This is a genomic window from Bacillus sp. AP50 (assembly GCF_040492675.1).
Taxonomy (GTDB): domain Bacteria; phylum Bacillota; class Bacilli; order Bacillales; family Bacillaceae_G; genus Bacillus_A; species Bacillus_A cereus.
This window is the reverse complement of sequence record NZ_JBEUTW010000244.1, coordinates 1-14,018: the sequence shown is the minus strand read 5'-3', so window position 1 is coordinate 14,018 and position 14,018 is coordinate 1. Positions and strand designations below refer to the sequence as shown.

The window sequence follows — 14,018 nt, the reverse complement described above, 5'->3', positions numbered from 1 at the left end:
TTTATCACTACTGTGATGATAAAAATACCACCAGCCAATAAATAACTTTGCATTTGAGTGAATATAAACATTTTTGTAGGATATATCACATCTAGTACCATAATAACTCCCATTAAAAACATTGGCGCTATCATTACTAAAAACCACATAGAAAACCACGTTTTTGAAAAACTTGTTACAAAAGTCATTTTGCGAAGTAGAAAATTAGGACCTATAACAACTAAAATAAATGAAAAACTGTAACCGATACACTGAATAAGTGAAATCTGTAACATTCCATGGTTCACTATTAAGATAGAAGCAATAATCCAAAACGATACGATATTCATTACTGTAAAACCAATTTGCTTCCACGTTTCCTGTCTATCCCTTTCCATCACTTTTACAAGTTCATTTGCATATTCTTTCGGTGAGCTTCCGAAAATATCTTCTACACTCTTCCCCTCACTCTCACCTTCTATTAAATGCAACTCTGCATCTTCTAAAAAGTTTTCAACATCACTTTCTTTTACACTCTTTGCCGTCAAAAATAATCTCATATCTAACAAAAACTTTCGTGCTTCTCTTGATAGCATTATTTTTTTCTCCCCTTCCCTTCAAGTAGACGCTCTACACTACTTTGCATCGCTTCCCAGCGATCCATAAATTCACCAAGTGCTTCCTCGCCTTTTTCTGTTAATGTATAATATTTTCTCTTTGGACCAGATGGAGATTCCTTCATTACGCTTGTTATTAGTCCTTCTTTTTGCATTCGTATTAATAACGGATAAATACTTCCCTCACTCGCCATTGTAAAACCATACTTCGCTAGCTTTTCACTCATTTCATAACCGTATATTTCGCCTTCAGAAATAATAGCAAGTAAGCATCCTTCTAAAATCCCTTTCAGCATTTGACTTGTCGACATAATTTAAATCCTCCTAACGATATTTTTTTCCAAATGTTTGCAGGAATTTCATTATAGCTTCTCTAAATAGAGCACTATGAAAACTTTATTATGAAGGGATGTTTTTCATCATGGTTACAAATCGAGTTGTCTTTTTAACAGGTGCTGCAAGTGGTATTGGTTATGAAATGGGAAAGGCTTTTGCAAAAGAAGGTGCAAAAGTTGTGATTACCGATCGACTTGAAGAACGTGCAAAAGAAGCTGCTGAACAATTACAAAATGAAGGTTTTCAAGCTATCGGTTTAAAATGTGACGTTACATCTGAAGAGGAAATTACAGCAGCAATTTCTCAAACAGTTGATCATTTCGGTTCATTACATATATTAATTAACAACGCAGGAATGCAACACGTTTCACCCATTGAAGACTTTCCAACTGAAAAGTTCGAGCTACTAATTCAAATTATGCAAATTGCTCCGTTTATCGCAATTAAGCATGCCTTTCCGATTATGAAACAACAAAAATATGGTCGTATTATTAATGTCGCTTCTATTAACGGCCTTGTCGGATTTGCTGGAAAAGCTGCCTACAATAGTGCAAAACATGGCGTAATTGGATTAACAAAAGTTGCTGCTTTAGAAGGTGCTACGCATGGTATTACTGTTAATGCCCTTTGCCCTGGTTATGTCGATACCCCTCTTGTACGTAATCAACTACAAGACTTAGCTACTACACGAAATGTACCACTTGAAAATGTTTTAGAAGATGTTATTTATCCACTCGTCCCACAAAAGCGCTTATTACAAGTACAAGAAATCGCTGATTATGCGATGTTTTTAGCGAGTGAAAAAGCTAAAGGTATAACGGGACAAGCTGTTGTTATAGATGGTGGTTATACCGCTCAATAAAAATAAAGTTTGCTCAAGAAGAGCAAACTTTATTTTTATTCCCGAGGATCTTCGTACTTTAGTAATTGCCGCGGGAGCTTCTCAATTGCAACAATTACCCCCTCTAGTTTACTTTCAATACGGTGGAGTAAATATAATGTTACAACAATCGGAAACCCTACATTACCTATCATCTTGATCCACTCTTCCATCCTCTTCCCCTCCTTTCATTATATAAGTAAGAGAAAACACTGCATTTAGGCATAAAAAAACAAGCTATTATGTATTAGCTTGTTTTTCAAATAATGATGCAATTTCTCGTTTATAGTCCCCGCGTATAATACCTTTCTCAGTAATAATTCCTGTAATTAATTCATTCGGCGTTATGTCAAATGCTGGATTATAAACATCCGTTCCAATTGGTGCTACTTGTTTTCCAAAGATTTTCGTAACTTCTGTTTCATCTCTTTCTTCAATAATAATTTCAGCTCCAGTTTCTTTCGTAACATCAAATGTTGACAGTGGAGCAGCAACGTAAAATGGGATATTAAAGTGCTTTGCTAAAATAGCTAAATTCATTGTCCCTATTTTATTTGCCGTATCTCCATTTGCGACAATTCGATCCGCCCCTACAATAATTGCATTTATTTCTTTCGTTTGAATAGCATGAGCTGCAGTATTATCTGTAATAAGGGTCACATCAATATTTGCTTGCTTCAATTCCCAGGTCGTTAAGCGACCACCTTGTAAAACTGGTCTCGTTTCACACGCATATGCATGTAAACGCACACCTTTCTCTTTTCCAATATAAAAGGGAGCTAATGCAGTTCCATATCTGGCAGTTGCGATACTTCCAGCGTTACAGATTGTTAAAATATTATCGCCATCTTTAAAACATGTTAACGCATATTCCCCAATATTTCGGCACACCTCTTCATCTTCCTGCTGAATGCGAAGCGCTTCTTCTTCTAATGTTTTTTGTGCTTCTTTTATTGTAGTAATCTCTCGAATAGATTCTCTCATACGATCAATTGCCCAAAATAAATTTACTGCTGTCGGGCGTGACGTTCCTAAATAATTACAATCTCTATTAAACTTCTTTTGAAATTCTTCAATATGTACAGTGTTATATTTTTTTGATGCAAGCGCCAAGCCAAATGCAGCTACAATTCCAATTGCAGGCGCTCCTCGTACTTCTAACATTACGATGCTTTTCCAAACCTCTTCAATAGTCGTCAATGTTTTGTATTCTGTGCTATGCGGCAATTTCGTTTGATTTAATACCGCAATTGCATCACCTTTCCAGCTTACAGATTTCGGAACAGTAACAATTGTACTCACGCTTTTACGCCCCCTGAAACTGTCTGTTGAAATAATGTTCGAAACAGTTGAATATCAGCACTTTTAGATTCATATTTTATTAGTTCTTTACCTAAGGATAGCGCTTGTTTCTTAGCTTGAATTCTTGTTTCTTTATTTTCTATTTCATCTAAATCTGCTACATGAGCTAAACCAATTGTTCTACGAATCAGTTCACATCCGGCAAATCCAACTGCATCAGTAAAGATATTTTGCAAAATAATTGGTAACCATTGTTTTTCTTTCGTATATGCTTCTACACCTTCTCCAATCCATAACTTTGTAAAAGTTTCTACAAAATAACTCCACGTCTTTTCTATATGGAAAAATAGTACACTTCTTTTTTCTTCTTCTCTAGATAAAGCATTTAATAATAGATTTGCAATAAATTGACCTATGTCAAATCCAAATGGGCCATATGTCGCAAATTCTGGATCAATCACTTTCGTTTCAGAAGGTGACGAAAAAATACTACCAGTATGTAAATCACCATGAATAAGAGTTTCTTTTCTTGTTAAGAACTTATATTTATATTGTGCTACTTTTAGTTTTAAAGTTTTATCACTCCAAAGTTCATCAACCACGAGCTGTAAATCTGGCTCATAATCATTTGTATCATAATGTCCAAACGGATCTGTAAACACTAAATCCTCTGTAATTTTACAAAGGTCCGGATTTACAAAGGTACCTTCTAGTACCCTCTTCTCTTCTGACTGTAAACCAAAATCTGAAGTATAAAATAAAACATGTGCTAGAAAACGGCCGATATGCTGGGATAAAAGCGGATATTCTTCTCCGTCTATTAATCCTTTTCTTGTAATTGTTAGTCTTGATAAGTCTTCTATTACCGTTATCGCTAACTCTTCATCATGACTGTACACTACTGGAACATAATCCGGTACATACTGCGCAAAAATTTGTAATGCCTTGCTTTCAATCGTTGCTCTTTTTATAGACAATGGCCAGCTTTCACCAACTACTTTCGCATAAGGCAGTGCTTGTTTTATTATAATTGATTTCTCTCCATCATCTAATTTGAACACGTAATTTAAGTTTCCGTCTCCAATTTCATGACAAACGACATTTGCCTTCGCTTCAAAATAGCCATGATCTTTCGCATATTGTACAGCTGTTATTTCTGTTAATGAATAATATCCCATCGTCTTCTCCCCCTTTTTAAATTCAGAGGTTTTTCTAACATAGAAAAACCTCTTTCCACTAAGAAAGAGGTTTGAAGTTTATCTTCTCCCCTCTTATCTGCCAGAAAGTTTTACTTTCTGCTGGAATTAGCACCGTGCCTTTTGGCGTAATAAACGCCCCATTTCACAATGGTATTACGGTCGGTTGCTGGGCTTCATCGGGCCAAATCCCTCCACCTGCTCTTGATAAGAGTTGTATAATTTTTTGAATTTTTAACTTTATGTTGAAGACTATACCAAGAATAAAAATCACTTGTCAACATTTTATTTGTATAATTCTGGACGGCGATCCGCAAAAACTGGAATTCCTTTACGTACTTCTTTAATTTTCTCGAATTCAAGCTCTCCAAATAAAATTGATTCCTCTTCATTCGCCTCTACTACAACTTCGCCCCAAGGGTCCACAATTAAAGAATGACCCGCAAATACATTATTTGGATCCTTTCCTGCTCTATTACACGCAACAACATAACACTGATTTTCAACTGCTCTTGCTTGCAATAGCAAACGCCAATGTGCTAAACGAACTAATGGCCATTCTGCTACAACAAATAATACTTTTGCCCCTTTAGCAGTATGGACACGCATCCACTCTGGAAAACGAATATCATAACAAATTGTTCCAGCGCATTCGACATCATCTAGCTTAAATTCGCCCGTACCATTACCGGCTATTAAATATTTATGTTCATCCATAAGCTGAAATAAATGTACTTTACTATATTCGTTGACTAGCTGTCCTTCATTATTTACAACATACATCGTATTTGTAACGCCTTGCTCTGTTTGCTTTGCTATAGAACCACCAACAATATGTATATCATATTGCTTCGCCCATTCTATTAACTTTTCTTTCGTTTCCACTCCATCCCTATCTGCAATTTCAGAAAGTCTCGTTAAATCATATCCTGTTGTCCATAGTTCTGGTAAGACGATAACATCTGGCCTTTCCTTCATAGCTTCGCTTATTTTATTTTTAGCATTCTCAATATTTTTTTCTACATCTCCAAAAACAATATCCATTTGAATACATGCGACTTTCATTTTTTCAGCCCCATTCTTATTTTTTTCTTTACAAAATACTGGAAAGATTATATCATTTGTCACTAGAATTGTAACAACTTTCAAAAGAGGTGGAAAGTATGAAATTATTTCAACCTTCTGAGATAGTAACATCATTGCCAACACAATTTTTCGCTTCACTTGTTGCAAAAGTTAACAAAGTCGTTGCAGCTGGTCACGATGTTATTAATCTAGGTCAAGGTAATCCAGATCAACCAACACCGCAGCATATCGTAAAAGCTTTACAAGATGCTGCCGAAAAGACCATTCATCATAAATATCCGCCATTTCGCGGACATGAAAGCTTAAAGGAAGCCGTGGCTACATTCTATAAACGTGAATACGGCGTCGAATTAAACCCCAAAACTGAAGTTGCTATTTTGTTTGGCGGGAAGGCTGGACTAGTAGAATTACCGATTTGTTTTACAAATCCTGGTGATACGATTCTCGTTCCGGATCCAGGTTATCCAGATTATTTATCCGGGGTTGCTTTAGCAAAAGCACACTTTGAAACAATGCCGCTTATTGCAGAAAATAACTTTTTACCAGATTATACGAACATTGATGACTCTATTGCAGAGCGTGCAAAATTAATGTTTTTAAACTATCCAAATAATCCTACCGGTGCTACTGCATCAAAAGATTTTTTTGATGCAACCATTCACTTTGCTAATAAACATAATATATTAGTTGTTCACGATTTTGCTTATGGCGCTATCGGATTTGATGGTCAAAAACCTGTTAGTTTCTTGCAAGCAGATGGTGCGAAAGATATAGGAATTGAAATTTACACATTATCAAAAACTTTCAATATGGCTGGCTGGCGCATCGCTTTTGCTGTAGGGAATGAAAGTGTGATTGAAACAATTAACCTATTACAAGATCATATGTATGTTAGTATATTCGGTGCAGTTCAAGATGCTGCTCGAGAAGCGCTATTAAGTTCACAGTCTTGCGTAATAGACCTTGTAAATAGTTACGAATCTCGAAGAAACGCTCTTATTTCAGCCTGTCACTCAATTGGTTGGAATGTAGACATTCCAAAAGGATCATTCTTTGCATGGCTTCCCGTTCCAAAAGGATATACCTCTGAGCAATTTTCTGATATTTTACTAGAAAAAGCACATGTCGCAGTTGCTCCTGGTGTTGGATTTGGTAAGCATGGGGAAGGGTATGTCCGTGTTGGTCTCTTGCATGCAGAAGATAGATTACGAGAAGCCATTAATCGAATTGATAAATTAAATTTTTTCAAAAAGTAATTGACAACACGAAAAATATCTGACAAAATTCAGTTATCTTAAAAATTTAAACATTTCTAAATACTTCTTATCAAGAGCAGGTGGAGGGACGAGCCCGACGAAACCCGGCAACCGATCTACAATGTAGACACGGTGCTAATTCTCGCAGCATTACGCTGACAGATAAGGAGCTGGTTGTAAAAAAACCTCTCCTTAGCTGAGAGGTTTTTTTATTTAACTAGGAGGTTATAACAATGAGCGGAATTATAGCGACGTATTTAATCCATGATGATTCACATAACTTAGAAAAAAAAGCTGAGCAAATTGCACTCGGTTTAACAATTGGCTCTTGGACTCATTTGCCACACTTATTGCAAGAACAATTAAAGCAGCATAAAGGCAACGTCATTCATGTTGAGGAATTAGCTGAACATGAATATACCAATTCGTATTTACGTAAAAAAGTAAAACGCGGAATTATTAAAATCGAATATCCGCTATTAAACTTCAGTCCAGATTTACCAGCGATTTTAACGACTACATTTGGAAAGCTATCACTTGATGGCGAAGTAAAACTAATTGACTTAACTTTTTCAGACGAGTTAAAAAAACATTTTCCTGGTCCAAAATTCGGGATAGATGGTATTCGAAATCTTTTACAAGTGCATGATCGTCCCCTTTTAATGAGTATTTTTAAAGGAATGATTGGACGAAACATTGGGTATTTAAAAACGCAATTACGCGATCAAGCAATTGGTGGTGTAGATATAGTAAAAGATGATGAAATATTATTTGAAAATGCATTAACACCACTTACGAAACGCATTGTATCTGGAAAAGAAGTTTTACAATCTGTCTACGAAACATACGGTCATAAAACGTTATATGCCTTAAATTTAACAGGACGAACTTTTGATTTAAAAGAAAATGCTAAACGTGCAGTGCAAGCTGGAGCTGATATTCTATTATTTAACGTATTTGCTTACGGACTAGATGTACTACAATCACTTGCAGAAGATGATGAAATCCCAGTTCCTATTATGGCACATCCTGCTGTAAGTGGTGCTTATTCAGCATCCAAGTTATATGGAGTTTCATCACCATTATTACTTGGAAAGCTACTACGTTATGCTGGGGCTGACTTTTCATTATTCCCATCTCCATACGGAAGTGTTGCGCTAGAAAAAGAGGAGGCTCTTGCTATCTCAAAATATTTAACTGAAGACGATGCATTTTTCAAGAAGAGCTTTTCTGTTCCGTCTGCTGGTATTCATCCTGGTTTCGTTCCCTTTATTGTACGAGATTTCGGTAAAGATGTTGTTATTAATGCTGGCGGCGGGATACACGGACATCCAAATGGAGCGCAAGGCGGCGGTAAAGCTTTCCGTACTGCAATTGATGCTACTTTGCAAAATAAACCACTCCATGAAGTAGACGACATAAATTTGCATAGTGCACTACAAATATGGGGAAATCCCTCTTATGAGGTGAAATTATGAGTATTCAAGTATTTTGTGATTTCGATGGCACGATTACAAATAATGATAACATTATGTCCATTATGGAAAAATTCGCACCACCAGAAGCCGAAGAAGTAAAGAATAAAATTTTATCACAAGAACTATCCATTCAAGAAGGTGTTTCTCGATTATTTCAATTAATACCTACTAATCTGCACGATGATATTATTCAATTTTTAATAGAAACTGCTGAAATCCGTAGTGGTTTTCATGAGTTTATACAATTCGTAAAGGAAAATAACATTTCTTTTTACGTGATATCAGGTGGAATGGATTTCTTCGTCTATCCACTCTTACAAGGAATCATTCCAAAAGAGCAAATTTATTGTAATGAAACAGACTTTTCAGCAGAGTTTATTAAAGTTAAATGGCCTCATTCTTGTGATGATCATTGTCATAATCATTGCGGATTATGTAAATCATCATTAATCCGTAAATTAAGTGATACAAATGACTTTCATATTGTAATTGGAGATTCTATTACTGATTTACAAGCCGCGAAACAAGCTGATAAAGTATTCGCTCGCGATTTTCTTATTACAAAGTGTGAAGAAAATCATATTGCTTATACACCGTTTGAAACGTTTCAAGATGTGCAAGCTGAATTAAAACTTTTGTTGGAGGTGAAGGCATGAAACAACTTTTTCGTCAATGGTATGACTTAAGCGAGTTGAAAAAAGAGTTAACAACACGAAATTGGTTTCCAGCAACAAGTGGTAATATTTCTATAAAGGTTAGCCATGAACCACTTACTTTTCTTATTACAGCAAGCGGTAAAGATAAAACAAAAACCACTCCAGATGATTTTCTATTAGTAGATCATGTAGGAGTTCCCGTTTTAGAGACTGAATTACGCCCTTCAGCAGAAACAATATTGCATACACACATTTATAACAATACGAATGCCGGGTGCGTACTTCATGTTCATACAACTGATAATAATGTCATCACAAATTTATATAGTGATGCAGTCACCCTTCAAAATCAAGAAATTATTAAAGCACTCGATATTTGGGAAGAAGGTGCAACAATTCAAATTCCTATTATTGAAAACCATGCCCATATCCCAACGCTTGGAGAAAACTTCCGAAAGCATATACAAGGAGATTCGGGTGCAGTATTAATCCGTAACCACGGTATTACTGTATGGGGCCGAGATAGCTTTGATGCAAAGAAGAGATTAGAAGCTTATGAGTTTTTATTCCAATTTCATATAAAACTATTATCAATTCAAGGAGGCGTTTCTAATGGCGCAAATTCGTATTCATGAAGTAAATACTCGTATTGAAAATGAAGTGGAAGTATCTAAATTTCTACAAGAGGAAGGCGTTTTATATGAGAAATGGAATATTTCTAAACTTCCTACTCATTTAAATGAAAATTATTCGTTAACAGATGAAAACAAAGCTGAAATATTAGCTGTGTTTTCAAAAGAAATCGCTGATGTTTCAGCACGCCGTGGTTATACAGCACATGATGTAATTTCACTTTCAAATAGCACCCCTAACCTTGACGAATTATTAATTAATTTCCAAAAGGAACACCATCATACAGATGACGAAGTTCGCTTTATCGTCAGTGGTCATGGCATTTTCGCTATTGAAGGTAAAGATGGGAAATTCTTTGATGTTGAACTTGAGCCAGGCGATTTAATATCTGTTCCTGAAAATGCAAGACATTATTTTACCTTGCAAGATGATCGCCAAGTTGTAGCTATTCGTATTTTTGTGACAACTGAAGGCTGGGTTCCAATCTATTAAGGTAGTTAGTTGAATAAAAGGACTTGGACCCCCTTTTCCAAACTTTTATTCACTCTACATATATACATCCTCCTATGGAACAGGCTTATTTCATTTTGAAATAAGCCTGATTTTTTATTTACTTGAAAGTACTATTTCATCACAAATTTAACATCTTGATTTTTCAAGTGCATTTTTCGAACATTTTTTGAACATTTATTGAATTTTTTCTGAAAATTCTGTTTTATATGTGATATACTACAATTAACTAAGAAGGAAAATAATATCGCAAACAGAGGGGGATAATCATGAGCTTACTTATCGCACTTATACTTGGAGTTACATGTGGAGCATTTCCTGTTATTTTAGGAGCTATTATGGAAGAGTTAGAAATTGGTGTTTTAGGATTTGTCGCATCTTGTGTAAGCGCTTTATTATTTGGTTTATTCGGCGCTATTCCTGTTTCAATTCTGTGTGCTTTTTATATAATACGCCATGCTCGTACAAAACAATTTGGCCCTAATCACATCGCACAAATTATCCCGTTCCCGGTTGAACGATGCCGCCGGGCTTCTAACTTATAATTATAAAAATTAAAGATGACTAAATAAATAAAAGTCCTCATTTGAGGACTTTTATTTATTTTCTTCTAGAAATTGAAACAATTCTTGTAGATGTAGGGCATCTTCACCATAGCTAATAGATACATAAAATATGCCGTCAATCTCAGCTTGCATATAAAGATCCACTCCATCACGATCATATTTCAATGCTAAATAAAACTCCATTTCTTCTAACATCTTTTTTGAGGTTCGAATTACATAATGCCCCTTCTCATCTCTTCCATATTCAAATTCTGGTTCAAAATCATATTTTTGTTTAAAAGCTTCTTTTTGTCTTTCATTAATTTGCATACAAGTAGCTCGCTGTACAGTATCAATCATCTCATCAAACTTTTGAAGGTCCACCTCGTTTACCCCCTTATATATTTTTTATATAATACTTGTGTTCCACTATTTTCTTCGCCATCCTTAATTAACTCTTCATACAATTCTTTCGCCAAACTTAAGCCTGGGACTGGTAATTGTAATTTTTCTGCTTCCTCTAAAGCAATTTTCATATCTTTCATAAAATGCTTTACATAAAATCCTGGCTCAAAGTCTCCTTTTAACATTCGAGGAGCTAAATTACTTAATGACCAGCTACCTGCTGCTCCTGTTGAAATACTCTCTAACACTTTATCTGGATTCAGTCCAGCCTTCTTCGCGTAAGCAACAGCTTCACATACTCCAATCATATTGGAAGCAATGGCAATTTGATTGCACATTTTTGTATGTTGTCCACTCCCAGCTGGTCCTTGTAATTGAATGTTTGTTCCTAACTTTTCAAGTAAAGGTAAGCATCTATCATATATTTCTTTCTCTCCACCTACCATAATTGCGAGTTTTGCTTCTTTCGCGCCAACATCTCCTCCTGAGACAGGTGCATCTAACGTATATATTTTTTTGCTTTTTGCAACTTCATTAATACGTTTTGCTAAAGTAGGTGTAGATGTCGTAAAGTCAATTGCTATCGTACCTTCTTTTGCATGTTCTATAATTCCTTCTATACCAAAATACACTTCTTCTACATCATGTGGATATCCAACCATTGTCATTACAATATCAACTTGCTTCACTAACTCTTTTGGCGTATTACACCAATTTGCACCAGCTTGCACTAAAGAATCTGTTTTTGCTTTCGTTCTATTATATACATATACTTTATGACCATCTTGCATTAAGTGATAAACCATACTTTTTCCCATTACGCCAATACCAATGAAACCTATTGATACAGTTTTATGTTCCATTTTCTCATCCCCTTTGTTCTAATAAATCATTTACCATCTTTCGGAACTCTTTATTAAAGTCATCATCCATACTATTTTTCACATTTGAAAATAACATAACAAAAATTCCTTTTTCTTTATTAAAATTATTGAAAGTGTTCCAACCAGATAACACACCATGATTATGAAAATAATCTGGATATATATAAAAACTAAATGCATATTTCCGTTCTGCTGAAGGCGAAAACATTGCTTGTATACTTTGTTCAGAAAGAAGTTTTCCATTTATAATTGCTTCGTCTAACTTCTTCATATCTCCAACTGTCGTATACATCTCACCACAACCATATAGCCAATCCATGCCTAACTTCTGCGCTGGTACAAGCTCTTTATCTTTTTTCACATAACCCTTTGCAAAATTTTTATCTCCAGGTACCATATTTCCCATACCGGATTCATGCATATCTGCTTTTATAAATATGTTTTCTTTTATGTAATCTCCTAAAGGTTTTTTGGAGATATGTTCTATTATATAAGCAAGAACCATATAATTATAATCTGTATATCTCCAACCTGTTCCTGCAGGAAATTCTAAATTTTGACGTCCAATCCAATTAATTAACTGTAAACGGGAAGCAGCATTCACATTTCCTTTCGCATGTTCAGGTAAACCAGAGGTATGCGTTAATAAATGATATAGCGTAATATTTTTATTCTCCGGAAATGAAGGAATATATTTATTTACATTATCTTGAATATTCAATTTACCTTGTTCTTGCAACTGTAAAATAGATGTGGCAACAACTGTTTTCGTAATAGAACCGATACGATATTTTGTTTGAGGCGTATTTTCTATTTTATTTTGAACATCAGCATACCCATATCCTTTATTCAATATAACATGCTCTTTATCTGTTACCAAAACTGTTCCATTAAATTGCTTTCCGACTAAATATTGATCTAATTTTTGAGATATGCTAGCATAATCAATTTGTTGCTCTTCTTTTTCTTCTATATTCCCTTGTACTTCCGATTCAATAGTAGGATTCACTTTAGTTGTTAATACAGTGTTTTCCTTTATATTGGGGCTAACAAGAAAATAGTATACTCCGCCGCCAACTATAGCAGACAGTGAAGCCATCACCATTACTTTTTTTATCATATTGATCCTCCATAATTCCTTCGCTAAAAATTATCCCCCCTATTCTATTATCAAACAATAAAAAAAAATCGCAACAATTTGTTGCGAAAAATTACATTTTTTCTTTTCTATACACACATACTTGATTCTTTCCATTTTTTTTCGCTTCATATAATGCAATGTCCGCTCGTTGCATTAATTCTTCTCTTGTAGTTCCTTGTTCATATAACGCAACTCCAAAGCTAGCTGTTAACTTCGAAATTCCAGTAAATTGCTTTGTTTCAATAAAGAATCGTAATGACTCCGCAACTTGAAATGCTTCCTTTTCTACTGTATTTGTCACTAATATAATGAATTCTTCTCCTCCCCATCTTGCAAATACATGTTGCTGCTCCACTTTAGATTTCATAAGCTCTGCAAGTTGTATTAATGCTAAATCGCCAAAATCATGACCATATGTGTCATTAACTGTTTTAAAATTATCTATATCAAATAAAATGATTGCTATTTTCTCATCACTACGTATTACCTTTTCCCATTCTACCTCTAGTATTTGTTGAAACTTTAAACGATTATAAATCTCTGTCAATGAATCTATCATAGCAAGTCTTTCTTGTTCTTGATAGATTTCATCTAATTCTGTAATTTCCGTGCACTTTACAATAAATCTTGATAAATCTTCTGGCAATGGTGTCGCACGTAATAGAAAAGTAGATACTGCCCCTTCATAATTTAACATCTTAATTCTTCTACCACTAGATAAAGTATCGTCTAGCCATGTTATATCATGCGTCGTCGAGTAGTATCCATTTTCTCTAATAAAATGTTCAGCAAATACTAAATGTTGCTCACGATAGGCAAACAAATTTTCATATCCGAAAAAAGCTAAAAAATTTGTATTACAATCAACTATTTCATCATCTTCTACTATAAATAATAGATCATTTTGAAAATCAAACATCGTTTGAAGCAATTCCTGCTGCAAACTAACTTGCCTTACTAAAGAAAGTTGATACAAACTCTTATTCACTTCCTCTAACACTGCTTGCGGAGTTACAGGAGCTATTACAATATTACGTATTCCTAATGCAAGTACATCTGTGAATTCTTTTGTTATTTGTTGATCCCAAATGACAATGAATGTACTGTGCGGAGT

The 14,018-nt window shown here is 34.9% G+C and carries 17 protein-coding genes and 2 riboswitches; of the genes, 7 read left to right on the top strand and 10 right to left on the bottom strand.

Going from position 1 to position 14,018, the window contains the following annotated elements:
- Both ABWK52_RS18220 and ABWK52_RS18215 read right to left on the bottom strand, forming a co-directional pair.
- A partial coding sequence (locus tag ABWK52_RS18220) for a DUF1129 domain-containing protein (RefSeq protein WP_353772059.1) occupies positions 1-575 on the bottom strand: 575 nt, incomplete at its 3' end.
- The gene (locus ABWK52_RS18215) at positions 575-907 is read right to left on the bottom strand and encodes a PadR family transcriptional regulator (RefSeq protein ID WP_000107984.1); all 333 of its coding nucleotides are present in this window, start codon (positions 905-907) and stop codon (positions 575-577) included. The genes ABWK52_RS18220 and ABWK52_RS18215, both read right to left, overlap by 1 nt.
- A 110-nt stretch (positions 908-1,017) precedes the next feature.
- On the opposite strand from ABWK52_RS18215, the gene ABWK52_RS18210 reads away from it, so the two are divergent.
- The gene (locus ABWK52_RS18210; protein ID WP_000258428.1) at positions 1,018-1,794 is read left to right on the top strand and encodes a 3-hydroxybutyrate dehydrogenase; all 777 of its coding nucleotides are present in this window, start codon (positions 1,018-1,020) and stop codon (positions 1,792-1,794) included.
- 35 nt (positions 1,795-1,829) lie between these two features.
- Here the strand turns inward: ABWK52_RS18210 and ABWK52_RS18205 are convergent, their stop codons facing one another.
- From ABWK52_RS18205 to ABWK52_RS18190, 4 genes are all read right to left on the bottom strand, one after another.
- Entirely contained in the window at positions 1,830-1,985 is a 156-nt protein-coding gene (locus ABWK52_RS18205) for a YvrJ family protein (RefSeq protein ID WP_000393337.1), read from the bottom strand.
- Positions 1,986-2,052: 67 nt separating this feature from the next.
- Positions 2,053-3,114: an S-methyl-5-thioribose-1-phosphate isomerase gene (mtnA, locus tag ABWK52_RS18200; RefSeq protein ID WP_097813871.1), complete on the bottom strand. Its 1,062-nt coding sequence runs from the start codon at positions 3,112-3,114 to the stop codon at positions 2,053-2,055.
- A complete protein-coding gene (gene mtnK / locus ABWK52_RS18195; protein ID WP_000542674.1) occupies positions 3,111-4,292 on the bottom strand; it encodes an S-methyl-5-thioribose kinase in 1,182 nt (393 codons plus the stop codon). Before mtnK ends, mtnA begins: the two co-directional genes overlap by 4 nt.
- Positions 4,293-4,382: 90 nt before the next feature.
- A riboswitch (SAM riboswitch) is annotated at positions 4,383-4,524 on the bottom strand.
- A 71-nt stretch (positions 4,525-4,595) separates the two neighbouring features.
- Entirely contained in the window at positions 4,596-5,459 is an 864-nt protein-coding gene (locus ABWK52_RS18190; protein WP_000869881.1) for a carbon-nitrogen family hydrolase, read from the bottom strand.
- Positions 5,460-5,473: 14 nt separating this feature from the next.
- On the opposite strand from ABWK52_RS18190, the gene ABWK52_RS18185 reads away from it, so the two are divergent.
- The 6 genes from ABWK52_RS18185 to ABWK52_RS18160 all read left to right on the top strand — a co-directional run bounded on the left by ABWK52_RS18185 (position 5,474) and on the right by ABWK52_RS18160 (position 10,474).
- On the top strand, positions 5,474-6,652 hold the full coding sequence (locus ABWK52_RS18185) for a pyridoxal phosphate-dependent aminotransferase (RefSeq protein ID WP_000765513.1): 1,179 nt from the start codon (positions 5,474-5,476) through the stop codon (positions 6,650-6,652).
- A gap of 64 nt (positions 6,653-6,716) precedes the next feature.
- Positions 6,717-6,821: riboswitch (SAM riboswitch) on the top strand.
- Positions 6,822-6,885: 64 nt separating this feature from the next.
- Positions 6,886-8,130, top strand: a complete 1,245-nt coding sequence (gene mtnW, locus ABWK52_RS18180; RefSeq protein ID WP_000014192.1) for a 2,3-diketo-5-methylthiopentyl-1-phosphate enolase — start codon at positions 6,886-6,888, stop codon at positions 8,128-8,130.
- The gene (locus ABWK52_RS18175; protein WP_097813872.1) at positions 8,127-8,786 is read left to right on the top strand and encodes a 2-hydroxy-3-keto-5-methylthiopentenyl-1-phosphate phosphatase; all 660 of its coding nucleotides are present in this window, start codon (positions 8,127-8,129) and stop codon (positions 8,784-8,786) included. Before mtnW ends, ABWK52_RS18175 begins: the two co-directional genes overlap by 4 nt.
- On the top strand, positions 8,783-9,421 hold the full coding sequence (locus ABWK52_RS18170) for a methylthioribulose 1-phosphate dehydratase (protein ID WP_000811347.1): 639 nt from the start codon (positions 8,783-8,785) through the stop codon (positions 9,419-9,421). Before ABWK52_RS18175 ends, ABWK52_RS18170 begins: the two co-directional genes overlap by 4 nt.
- Complete coding sequence (locus tag ABWK52_RS18165; RefSeq protein WP_000057321.1) at positions 9,399-9,911, top strand: 1,2-dihydroxy-3-keto-5-methylthiopentene dioxygenase; 513 nt, start codon at positions 9,399-9,401, stop codon at positions 9,909-9,911. The genes ABWK52_RS18170 and ABWK52_RS18165 overlap by 23 nt, the downstream gene beginning before the upstream one ends.
- Positions 9,912-10,198: 287 nt before the next feature.
- Complete coding sequence (locus tag ABWK52_RS18160) at positions 10,199-10,474, top strand: hypothetical protein (protein ID WP_000054659.1); 276 nt, start codon at positions 10,199-10,201, stop codon at positions 10,472-10,474.
- A 51-nt stretch (positions 10,475-10,525) separates the two neighbouring features.
- On the opposite strand, the gene ABWK52_RS18155 is transcribed toward ABWK52_RS18160, so the two are convergent.
- The 4 genes from ABWK52_RS18155 to ABWK52_RS18140 all read right to left on the bottom strand — a co-directional run.
- Entirely contained in the window at positions 10,526-10,858 is a 333-nt protein-coding gene (locus ABWK52_RS18155; RefSeq protein WP_000365624.1) for a DUF3909 family protein, read from the bottom strand.
- Between the two features lie 5 nt (positions 10,859-10,863).
- Positions 10,864-11,742, bottom strand: coding sequence for an NAD(P)-dependent oxidoreductase (locus ABWK52_RS18150; RefSeq protein WP_000400473.1), 879 nt, complete (start codon positions 11,740-11,742; stop codon positions 10,864-10,866).
- Positions 11,743-11,746: 4 nt separating this feature from the next.
- Positions 11,747-12,883, bottom strand: a complete 1,137-nt coding sequence (locus ABWK52_RS18145; protein ID WP_000592898.1) for a serine hydrolase — start codon at positions 12,881-12,883, stop codon at positions 11,747-11,749.
- A 91-nt stretch (positions 12,884-12,974) separates the two neighbouring features.
- On the bottom strand, positions 12,975-14,018 hold a 1,044-nt coding region (locus ABWK52_RS18140), incomplete at its 5' end, for a GGDEF domain-containing protein (RefSeq protein WP_353772057.1).

Bases quoted from the DNA above. Each gene is read 5' to 3' on its own strand.
- ABWK52_RS18215 (WP_000107984.1), bottom strand. From the start codon at position 907: ATGTCGACAAGTCAAATGCTGAAAGGGATTTTAGAAGGATGCTTACTT.
- ABWK52_RS18210 (WP_000258428.1), top strand. From the start codon at position 1,018: ATGGTTACAAATCGAGTTGTCTTTTTAACAGGTGCTGCAAGTGGTATT.
- ABWK52_RS18205 (WP_000393337.1), bottom strand. From the start codon at position 1,985: ATGGAAGAGTGGATCAAGATGATAGGTAATGTAGGGTTTCCGATTGTT.
- mtnK (WP_000542674.1), bottom strand. From the start codon at position 4,292: ATGGGATATTATTCATTAACAGAAATAACAGCTGTACAATATGCGAAA.
- ABWK52_RS18185 (WP_000765513.1), top strand. From the start codon at position 5,474: ATGAAATTATTTCAACCTTCTGAGATAGTAACATCATTGCCAACACAA.
- mtnW (WP_000014192.1), top strand. From the start codon at position 6,886: ATGAGCGGAATTATAGCGACGTATTTAATCCATGATGATTCACATAAC.
- ABWK52_RS18175 (WP_097813872.1), top strand. From the start codon at position 8,127: ATGAGTATTCAAGTATTTTGTGATTTCGATGGCACGATTACAAATAAT.
- ABWK52_RS18170 (WP_000811347.1), top strand. From the start codon at position 8,783: ATGAAACAACTTTTTCGTCAATGGTATGACTTAAGCGAGTTGAAAAAA.
- ABWK52_RS18165 (WP_000057321.1), top strand. From the start codon at position 9,399: ATGGCGCAAATTCGTATTCATGAAGTAAATACTCGTATTGAAAATGAA.
- ABWK52_RS18160 (WP_000054659.1), top strand. From the start codon at position 10,199: ATGAGCTTACTTATCGCACTTATACTTGGAGTTACATGTGGAGCATTT.
- ABWK52_RS18150 (WP_000400473.1), bottom strand. From the start codon at position 11,742: ATGGAACATAAAACTGTATCAATAGGTTTCATTGGTATTGGCGTAATG.
- ABWK52_RS18145 (WP_000592898.1), bottom strand. From the start codon at position 12,883: ATGATAAAAAAAGTAATGGTGATGGCTTCACTGTCTGCTATAGTTGGC.